This is a genomic window from Leptospira yanagawae serovar Saopaulo str. Sao Paulo = ATCC 700523, assembly GCF_000332475.2.
GTDB lineage: Bacteria > Spirochaetota > Leptospiria > Leptospirales > Leptospiraceae > Leptospira_A > Leptospira_A yanagawae.
Genome location: NZ_AOGX02000003.1, coordinates 1 through 9,300, shown reverse-complemented (window position 1 = coordinate 9,300; position 9,300 = coordinate 1). Strand labels below are relative to the sequence as shown.

Sequence of the window (9,300 nt, the reverse complement as noted above, 5' to 3'; positions counted from 1 at the left end):
ATGTGAGAGGAAAAAGTCATTAGAAAACAATTTAGTCAATATTTCGTATTTTTTCTAATTTTTTCTTTCCTAAATTTTTTGTTTTTCTAAATATTTTTAGAATGATAAATAAGATTTCTATTCTTATTTATGTAAAATGGAGTCGCCGTACAAAGATAATTTCTTATTTAAGATGAAACCAAGAACTCTTCATTTCTTTCTTTAGTTCATCTTTTCTCTTAATTCTTAAGGTGAAAATTTTCATTAAAACTTTCTAGTTAATCAGCAGAATTGCGATAGAACGAATCTCATGAATAAAAATGCGTTAAATCAAAGATATTAGCGTAAATACTTACTAAGTGACTCCGAATCACTTTTTGGATATTGCGTATAACGAATAGACTTACCGAAGTTCCCCGCCCCTGAGTCCCGGAAGCGGGACGTTAGGGACTGGCATGTAGCTTGCGAACGCAAGGCGAATGCCAGAAGGGGAATTTGGCGTAGCCCGAGCGAGGGCGAAGTCCCGAAGCGAAGCGGTAAGTCGCTGTTATACGACGTAGCCTATTTTTAAATATTAAGTTTTGCTAGAGATTCTAAAGTTTTTTTAATTTCTCCAAGTTTGAATTTTCCTTCTGTAACTCCAATAACGAAATCATAGAGAATTTCATTTGGATCAAGGAGGTCGTAGCCATTAATATCGAGAAATACTAGTGTAGAGGCTAATGCAACTCTTTTGTTTCCATCCAAAAAAGGATGATTTTTGCAAAGATAGTATAAGTATGCTGCAGCTTTATCAAATAAAGAAGGATGTAAACTTTCACCATCAAAAGTCGTCATTGGTTGATGAATAGCCGACTCTAAGAGTCCATAATCACGTATATCCGCTGCACCGCCATACATATCGATTTGGTTTTTATGTATTTGAATTACGTCCTCAATTGAAAGGAAAATAGTATCATCCAGCATTTATTGGGCTAGTTTTTTGAGTGTTTTTCCGTGAGCTTTATTAATCTTTTCTAAAGATTTAGATAAGTTCTTCTCGATCGGTTTAATAATCAAAGATTTACCATCAGTCGTAACTTCGAGTGTAGAATTTTGATCAATTTTAAGTAGCTCAAGAATAGGTTTTTCAATAACTAAAGCGGAGCTATTTCCGTGTTGCACAAGTTTTTTTAACATTTTTAAGCCTGTATTAACAATGTAGTAACATTGTATAATCAATTTCAATCAAAAAATTAATTATTTTGGATGAATTGGATTGGATAAATTCAATGTAAATTTAGTTTTGAAATAATTTAACACATTTTGATTTTTCTTATGATCTCATCTTTAATTCCGAAACGATTTTTAGGCTATGTCGTATAACGAACTAGACTTACCGAAGTTGTCCGACCCTGAGTCCCGGAAACGGGACGTTAGGGACTGGCACGTAGCTTGCGTAAGCAAGGCGAGTGACAGGAGGACAATTTGCCGTAGGCCGAGCGAGGCCTTGTGCCGAAGCGTAGCGGTAAGTCGCTGTTATGCGTAGTTTTTATTTTTACAATTATTCTTCAAAGCATTTGTTGTGCTTTCTTGGATATTTTATTTCTTCTAAATTTATTTGATTGTTATCCAAGGTTGATGCTGAGTATTCGAGAAGATGATCATAGTCAATTATATCATTTTTGGACGAAAAAATAAGTTTTACTACTTTTCCTTCAATTCTGCTACTTATGATAACCACTAAAATCAATTTGATTTTTTTGCCAGAACAATCTATTGAATGAACAGAAGAAATCCATGGTTTCTCAGGATACCACCAATCGATAGTCATCGGTTGTCCAAAGAAGTTATATTTCTTCCTTGTATTATTGAATATATCATTTTCATTTATTGTAAATTCTCTTATTGGCTGTTGCGTTAGCCAATATTCTTTGAATGGAGGTTCAGTTTTTTTAGAAAGATAGATTGAATCTATGTAGTATATTTTTCCCAAATATGAAATTTTGTGAAAATTAAAAACGCCTTTTCTAATTGGTTCTTTGGTTAGTACTTCAACTTTAGCCAAATATGGTAATTCTTTGAAGTCATCTATTTTGGGTTCAATTTCACCAAAGGCTTGGGTTGTGGGATCAATAATAGTGTAATAAGTATTTTTGCTATTAAATGAGCAAAATGTAGTTGAAATCGAAATTATTAATATTTTGAGTAACTCTTTCATTTATTATCCATTTATATTCAGTTTTATAAAAATTACGCATAACGAACTAGACTTACCGAAGTTCCCCGACCCTGAGTCCCGGAACGGGACGTTAGGGACTGGCATGTAGCTTGCGAAGGCAAGGCGAATGCCAGAAGGGGAATTTGGCGTAGCCCGAGCGAGGCCTTGTGCCGAAGCGCAGCGGTAAGTCGCTGTTATACGCTGTGGTTTATTTATTATTTATTGTTTAAAATGTTATTAAGCTAACTTTTTTTATATTCAGTTAATGATTTAATTATTTTAATTTACTTATTAATATCAGTGCAACTTATTTCACTACATTTTCTCGTACATTCATTTCGTAGAACTTGATCGTTGGTTATGAATTGATCATATTTTCTATTAGGCATTGCCGAACCTGAACTTGAGCAGTTTCTAAAGCATTCTTTCTTTTTTGGGCAATCAAGATAGATAATCTCTTTGATCTCATATTTTGAAAAATCAATTACTTCATTTTTATTCTGTGAATATATATTTTGAATAGTAATAAATAAGAAAATAAGTGCGAATGAAATGTAATTATGAAAATGTTCCATATTTTTAATTATTTATAAAGAAGGTTCTGTAAATTTGTAAAGTATTTTATTGAACATAAATTAATAGATAAGACTTTTTTGAATATTTACATTCTATCCTATAATGGAATATTAATTTATTAACTACCTTTCTGATTCAAAATATTTATATTTCTCAAATTCTGTAATTAAATTAAATGTAAACCATAGCGTATAACGAACTAGACTAACCGACGTAGGCTGGCCCTGAGTCCCGAACGGGACGTTAGGGACTGGAACGACACTTGCGTAGGCAAGGGGAGTGCCAGAAGCCTATGTGGCGCAGCCCAAGCGAGGGCTCGTCCCGAAGCGAAGCGGTTAGTTGCTGTTATGCGAAGTGTCAAAAGGTTTTTAATTTGAATCTCTAAGCCAAAATGGATTAATTAATTGTAATTTATTAAAATTTAAGTAAGCGGTATAACCGAAGGCTTTGCCCTCATGTTTAATGTCTATTAAGCTTTCTTCGATATTTAAATAAGAATCATATTTTTCACGCAAAGCATCTACCATTCCTTGGTTACTTAGAGTTTGGTTTGGTTGACATCCTGAGAAGCGACAAGCATATACTACTGGGTTTCCGATGACCGTTAATTCATTATTGATTTTTATTATGTTTGCTTCGCCATAATCTATTCCTATTCCTAAGCCAATATCTTTCATTACTATTTTGAATTTATTTCTATTTAAATTATAATACTTATTGAAAAACTCATGACATTCGTTTGCTGCCTTGAGAGAATGTGCTAGAAAGTCTTTCCCTGAATAGAATTCGGAAAAAAAGGCTAATATTCCATCGCCGGTAAATTTATCAAAGATTCCAAAATTTGCTAATATTATTTCTTTTAATCCAACTGCTATTTCTGAAATAAATAAAGCATATGAATGCGGATCCTTAGCTTTTAGCATTAATTCTGTTGATCGTCTTATATCGATTGATAAAACGGTTACATTTCTTGAAGTATCCTTATCGAATTCTTTTAATAAGTCATGATTGCTATATAATAGATTCGCTGCCTCGGGATGAATTTTACTTGCAATATGGTTCAATTTGCTTTTAGAGTCATACGTCTCAATTAAGACCTTTAATTTTTCAAGCTCTTCGGTTGCTTCCTTATGTTCTTCTGATTTTTCACTGTATTTGTTCTCGAATTCTAAAATTTGTTTTTCTAATTCAATAATATCCTTTTTTAGTTTCAAGGAACTACTATAATTTTCTTGGATAACATTTTCCTGCATTTGGTGTTCCCTACTCATTGAATTAAGAGTATTTGTTCGTTTGAGGGCTTCAGCCACAGATTGGGCTGCAGAGAAGCTACTCATTGAATTAAGAGTATTTGTTCGTTTGAGGGCTTCAGCCACAGATTGAGCTGCAGAGAAGCTACTCATATTATTTATGGTATTAATTTGTTTTGGAAAGTTTAAAGCAGAACCTGGTAAAGTATCGGAAGAATTTTCATCAATTGAATCGTTCTGTTTATCAGGAATTAGGTGTTCATTACTATCGGCTGAATTTGATTCTTCTTCCATTGCTTCTATTATATTTCTTAAATATTTAGAGTAAATTCTTTTTTAATGCACTTTTTTTTGACATTTCGCATAACGAACGAGGCTAAACGACGTTCCTCGGAGCTGAGCCTACGGAGTAGGCGTTAGCGTCGGCACGTATTCTTGCGTAGCAAGAATCGTGACGGAGAGGAATGTGCCGCAGGCCAAGCAAGGGCGTAGACCCGAAGCGCAGTGTTTAGCCGATGTTATGCGACGTTTTCAAGATTCTAACATATTATTTTAAAATTAAATAATGTAAATTTAATTCAATTTGCTATAAATGGGAACTTGAGACAATATTGCAGAATTTTTTATTGGGATTGTCTTCACATTCTAGGATAGATTTATTAAGCTTTTCCTGAATAGAAATAAGTTCAGAAATTCTGTCTTTTATGATAAGTAATTTGTTTTCTAGTTTAATTTGAACTTCTTTGCATTTGGAATCCGAGTCATATAAATTTAAAAAACTTCTAATTTCAAAAAGTGTAAATCCAGAATTTTTAAGAGAATTGATCAATTCGACTACGCGTATATCTTTTTTAGAGTAAACTCGATAATTATTCTCCTTTCTAGACCCTTTCAAAAGTCCTTCTTTTTCATAGTATCGAATGGATTCCTTTGATATTTTGCAAATTCTTGAAAACTCTCCGATATGCATAAAATTACCTTTTTTTGAGAATAATAAAAAAATGTAAGCCTTCTAGTAAACTATAATGTTGTCACATATATATAGCAAGGAAAATATATTCGGGAGAATTGCCATGTACAAGATATTTAACGATTTTAGGATTCAAGTGAGTGCTGGTTTTTTATTAGCGATATCTTCTTCATTATGCTGTGTTTCTCCTATTGTTGGAGTAATTGGAGGATTCTCTGGAATTGCTTCGACTTTCTCATGGTTAGAACCTTATCGATCATTTTTGATAATACTATCTATGGTAATATTTAGTTTACTATGGTATAATCTTATTACTAAATCCAAAAAATCTGATTTGGATTGTGATTGCGAAAGAAGTATCTTCAATCGTTTTTTTTACAGTAAAATATACTTAGCTTTTGTCACGATTCTCAGTTTGTTTTTATTTCTATTTCCAAATTATAGTTCAATTTTGAAATCAGTAAATGAAGTAAAAGGAAAATTAGAAAGTGAACACTTGGTAGTTGCCGAATTTGTGATATCAGGTATGACATGCGTTGGTTGCGAATATAGTGTGAATACTGCTTTAGTGGAATTAACTGGAGTTTTAAAAGTAACTTCGGATTATAAGAAGGGAGTTACACAAATAGTATATGATAAAAGAAAAGTCGGTATTCAAGAATTTAAGGATATTATACAGAATAAAGTTGGATATAAAGTAATAAATATAAAAGGTGAACGAAAATGGAAATAATTACATTATCAACTATAACTTGTCCAGAGTGCGGGTTTAGAAAGAAAGAAGAGATGCCTATAAATGCATGCCAACATTTTTATACATGTGATAGTTGTTTGTATTACATGAAGCCTAAGAATGGCGATTGCTGTGTATTTTGTTCTTTTGGAACAGTGAAATGTCCTCCGAAACAAATTGAAGGATGTTGTTAATTCCTTAAATAATTAATTTAAAATTTGACTTTGAAAATGTCGCATAACGAACTAGACTTACCGAAGTTCCCCGACCCTGAGTCCCGGTAACGGGACGTTAGGGACTGGCATGTAGCTTGCGTAAGCAAGGCGAATGCCAGGAGGGGAATTTGCCGCAGGCCGAGCGAGGCCTTGTGCCGAAGCGTAGCGGTAAGTCGCTGTTATGCGAAGAGAAAATATATTTACTTCTTATCTCTCTTCCATCCAGAAATGATATCTGTTCCATAATTCTCAAATATTGCATGTTCTCTATCAACTGGATTAAGAGATTTGTCTTTGGAAATATAAAATATAAATAAATCTGAATTTAATTTTAGGTTGGACTTTGATCGTAAATAAATCAAATTATTGAAAACCCTCCATTCTCCAAAGTCATTTTCTATATTACATCCGCCATCATCGCAGCCTCCAAATATACTCGTTCTGTATATATTGTTTTCTTGAAAATAAATATTGAAGTTACCCCCATGTTGGTTGTCCAAAAATTTACCATAAACATTCTCTTCAGTTATTTTAGATGCATCAGGAAAATTATACTCTGTACAATCCCAATTTAGGTAGCCCATGAATACCCAACCAACTTTGCCTTGAAATTCTACTTTTGCCCATTTGGAATAAATATTATCAATTGAGATGGGATCACCAATTTTAAGTATTGATACAATAGATTGATACGGAATTAAGTCTATTTTTTCTCCGTCAAGATTCGGCTGAGATCTCAATCTTAACCCACTTTTTACACCTACACATTGCTTTTCTATCTCCAATTCTTGTTTTGTAGCAGATTCAGCATTTGAATCTGATGGAGTAGAATTATTGATTTTGCTGTCTTCCTGACATGCAAATATAAATGAAAAAATTAAAATAGTTATTCTCAACATTTTGTTTCCTAAATTTTATTTTCTTTTCGCATAACGAACTAGACTTACCGAAGTTCCCTGACCCTGAGTCCCGGAACGGGACGTTAGGGACTGGCATATAGCTTGCGTAAGCAAGGCGAATGCCAGAAAGGGAATTTGCCGCAGGCCGAGCGAGGGCTCGTCCCGAAGCGAAGCGGTAAGTCGCTGTTATACGACGTTTTCGAGTATAATGATTTTATTAAGCCACGGATGGCGTTTTCTTATGCTCTTAATAAAACAAATTCTTCTTTGTTTTTCTTTTTTTTGGGGACAGCCTTAATCTCAACATCAAATCCGCAGGCGTGAACATAATCGACTAGTGTAGAGATTTTAATATCAGATCTAGATTCAATTCTAGAAACACTGACTTGAGAAAAACCATCCACATCGGTTTGCTTGATTCCTTGTTTTTGTCTTAGTTCAGCAAGCTTCAATTTGAAAATTTGTTTTTGAGCCTCAGCTTTTGCTTGATCAATAATATCTTGTGAGACAAATTTAGTAAGATCAGTATCAAAACTTTTTAATTCTTTTTTTTTCTTTAATTCATATTACAAATCTCCCAAATATTCAGAGTATAATTCTTCAGATTTTTTAATCATGTTTGGATAAAATTTCTTAGAAGTCGCTTTATTTCCGCCAATGAGTAAAATAGCATTTCTCTTAGGATCAAAAACAAAAAATATCCTAAATGGTCTATTTTTGCTATTAACTCTAAGTTCCTTTAAATTTTTAATTTTAGAACCGGTAATGGTATCAACATGTGGTCTTCCAAGTCTAGGCCCAAACTCTTTAAGAATTTCGATAGAAACTAAAATATCCTTTTTTGCATCATTATCTAGATCTTTTAGCCAGAGAACCATCTCTTCGGTTCTTTTTATTTCATACGCCTCTAGTAGTAATATAACGTGTAGGTAATGTATGTCAAGAATTAAGTAATCTCTTTCCCTACTTTTTTTCGTTCTTACGGGCATGGACGCCCGTTCTTTTACGGATTTCTCGGAAATGTCGTATAACGAACTAGCCTTAACGACGTAGGCTGACCCTGAGTCCCGGTAACGGGACGTTAGGGACTGGCACGTAGTTTGCGGATGCAAACGAGTGACAGAAAGCCTATGTGTCGCAGACCGAGCGAGGCCTTGTGCCGAAGCGAAGCGTTAAGGTGCTGTTATGCGAAGTAAAATTTGTATAATTAATATTTCCGAAAATCTCTCTATTTTGGTCTTTTGGTGCTGACCTGCCCCCATTTTCAGTACCAATGGATAAGTTAGTTTTCTCTAAACATTTCAACCATAAGATCGCTTAAACTCTGAAGGAGTCAAGTAATTCAATGAAGAGTGAAGACGCTCGTCGTTGTATTCCTTTTGGAAAATTCGCAAAGCATCGGTTAACTCTCTTTGATTTTTAAAGTAGTGTAGATTCAAACACTCATCTCTAAGTTTACCATTGAAACTTTCTATAAATGCATTTTGTGTTGGTTTTCCTTTTTTCAATAAAGTGAATTTCTATCCCCTTATCTTCTGCCCATTTCTGGAAGCTTTGGATGTAAATTCTGTTCCATTATCCAAAACAAATAGCTCTTGGAAGTCTTTCGAGGGTGTTTAAATATCTGATCAACTTTTCTGACGAAAAGTAAAACTACTGCCTGAAGTATGGTATTCTCTCTTGTTAAATGATCAATACCTGTTAAAATTCTTTGCTTTCTTCCATCAATCGTCCGTTCGAAAACAAAGTCCATTGACCAAACTTCGTTTGAATTCTTAGGCAATGGTACGCCTCTAGTGTGATGATGCATTTCTTTTCTTTCGCTTCGGTTTTGTCCTTATTTTAAGCCCTTCTAAGCAATATAGTCGATATACTTTCTTATGATTGATTGTCCTACCCGACCTTCTTAACCTTCGGTAAATTCGTCGATAGCCTTCCCGTTTCCATCGAAAAGCAAGTCTTCGAATTTCGTTCATTGTCTCTTCATCAATAGCTTTCGGCTGATAATAACGCCTCTAGTCTTGATTTAGGAAGAAGAACAACATCTAGGCTTCTGTTTAGAGAAAGTCCCTCTTCAACTAGCAGATCAACTGCTCTCTCCTTCGTTGATCTGCTCAAAACTTTTTTCCCAAAACATTCTTAATTGCTTGGATTTCGAGAGCCATGTCAGCTACCAATCTTTTGAGATTTGAATTTTCCTGCTCGAGTGCCTTCATCTTCTTGATTTCGCTAAGCTCCATTCCTCCATACTTGTTACGCCAGCGATAAAATGTTTGTTCAGTGATTCCGTATTTTCGTGAAAGTTCCTTGATTGGAATACCTGTTTCTGCTTCCTTTAATATCCGAAAAATCTCGCTTTCTTCTATCTTCTTTCTTGCCATAATGCTCTCTCCTTAATATCGGAGAAAACTAACTTAAATATCGGTGCAGTTTTTGGGGAGCAGGTCAGTTTCATGAAGATTGGATTCGTTTAAGAAA

Annotated in this window: 14 protein-coding genes; 2 read left to right on the top strand and 12 right to left on the bottom strand. The window is 34.1% G+C overall.

Going from position 1 to position 9,300, the window contains the following annotated elements; translation table 11 throughout:
* Nucleotides 1–546: 546 nt before the first annotated feature.
* The 5 genes from LEP1GSC202_RS00170 to LEP1GSC202_RS00150 all read right to left on the bottom strand — a co-directional run bounded on the left by LEP1GSC202_RS00170 (nt 547) and on the right by LEP1GSC202_RS00150 (nt 4,975).
* The gene (locus LEP1GSC202_RS00170) at nt 547–945 is read right to left on the bottom strand and encodes a type II toxin-antitoxin system death-on-curing family toxin (RefSeq protein ID WP_039927727.1); all 399 of its coding nucleotides are present in this window, start codon (nt 943–945) and stop codon (nt 547–549) included.
* A complete protein-coding gene (locus LEP1GSC202_RS00165; protein ID WP_039927731.1) occupies nt 946–1,158 on the bottom strand; it encodes an AbrB/MazE/SpoVT family DNA-binding domain-containing protein in 213 nt (70 codons plus the stop codon).
* Between the two features lie 364 nt (nt 1,159–1,522).
* Nucleotides 1,523–2,179 (bottom strand): hypothetical protein, encoded by a 657-nt coding sequence (locus LEP1GSC202_RS00160; protein WP_015675651.1) that lies wholly within the window; start codon nt 2,177–2,179, stop codon nt 1,523–1,525.
* A 944-nt stretch (nt 2,180–3,123) separates the two neighbouring features.
* Nucleotides 3,124–4,299 (bottom strand): adenylate/guanylate cyclase domain-containing protein, encoded by a 1,176-nt coding sequence (locus tag LEP1GSC202_RS00155; protein ID WP_015675654.1) that lies wholly within the window; start codon nt 4,297–4,299, stop codon nt 3,124–3,126.
* A gap of 292 nt (nt 4,300–4,591) precedes the next feature.
* Nucleotides 4,592–4,975 carry a MerR family transcriptional regulator gene (locus tag LEP1GSC202_RS00150; protein ID WP_012389160.1) on the bottom strand — a complete coding sequence of 128 codons (384 nt, stop codon included), beginning with the start codon at nt 4,973–4,975 and terminating at the stop codon, nt 4,592–4,594.
* Nucleotides 4,976–5,078: 103 nt separating this feature from the next.
* Between LEP1GSC202_RS00150 and merTP the strand changes: the two genes are divergently transcribed.
* A complete protein-coding gene (merTP, locus tag LEP1GSC202_RS00145) occupies nt 5,079–5,708 on the top strand; it encodes a mercuric transport protein MerTP (protein WP_015675649.1) in 630 nt (209 codons plus the stop codon).
* Nucleotides 5,699–5,902: a GDCCVxC domain-containing (seleno)protein gene (locus LEP1GSC202_RS20340; protein ID WP_081431666.1), complete on the top strand. Its 204-nt coding sequence runs from the start codon at nt 5,699–5,701 to the stop codon at nt 5,900–5,902. Before merTP ends, LEP1GSC202_RS20340 begins: the two co-directional genes overlap by 10 nt.
* 221 nt (nt 5,903–6,123) lie before the next feature.
* On the opposite strand, the gene LEP1GSC202_RS00140 is transcribed toward LEP1GSC202_RS20340, so the two are convergent.
* From LEP1GSC202_RS00140 to LEP1GSC202_RS00120, 7 genes are all read right to left on the bottom strand, one after another.
* On the bottom strand, nt 6,124–6,822 hold the full coding sequence (locus LEP1GSC202_RS00140) for an SH3 domain-containing protein (RefSeq protein WP_015675650.1): 699 nt from the start codon (nt 6,820–6,822) through the stop codon (nt 6,124–6,126).
* 239 nt (nt 6,823–7,061) lie between these two features.
* Nucleotides 7,062–7,274: a helix-turn-helix domain-containing protein gene (locus LEP1GSC202_RS00135; RefSeq protein ID WP_015675645.1), complete on the bottom strand. Its 213-nt coding sequence runs from the start codon at nt 7,272–7,274 to the stop codon at nt 7,062–7,064.
* Nucleotides 7,275–7,388: 114 nt separating this feature from the next.
* Nucleotides 7,389–7,700, bottom strand: coding sequence for a type II toxin-antitoxin system RelE/ParE family toxin (locus LEP1GSC202_RS00130; RefSeq protein WP_039927728.1), 312 nt, complete (start codon nt 7,698–7,700; stop codon nt 7,389–7,391).
* 423 nt (nt 7,701–8,123) lie between these two features.
* Nucleotides 8,124–8,330, bottom strand: a complete 207-nt coding sequence (locus LEP1GSC202_RS19820; RefSeq protein ID WP_015675653.1) for an integrase core domain-containing protein — start codon at nt 8,328–8,330, stop codon at nt 8,124–8,126.
* A gap of 285 nt (nt 8,331–8,615) precedes the next feature.
* Nucleotides 8,616–8,798 carry an IS3 family transposase gene (locus tag LEP1GSC202_RS19815; RefSeq protein WP_015675646.1) on the bottom strand — a complete coding sequence of 61 codons (183 nt, stop codon included), beginning with the start codon at nt 8,796–8,798 and terminating at the stop codon, nt 8,616–8,618.
* Between the two features lie 10 nt (nt 8,799–8,808).
* Nucleotides 8,809–8,940, bottom strand: a complete 132-nt coding sequence (locus LEP1GSC202_RS20335; protein ID WP_015675647.1) for a hypothetical protein — start codon at nt 8,938–8,940, stop codon at nt 8,809–8,811.
* The gene (locus LEP1GSC202_RS00120; protein WP_015675631.1) at nt 8,937–9,203 is read right to left on the bottom strand and encodes a transposase; all 267 of its coding nucleotides are present in this window, start codon (nt 9,201–9,203) and stop codon (nt 8,937–8,939) included. Before LEP1GSC202_RS00120 ends, LEP1GSC202_RS20335 begins: the two co-directional genes overlap by 4 nt.
* Between the last annotated feature and the right edge of the window lie 97 nt (nt 9,204–9,300).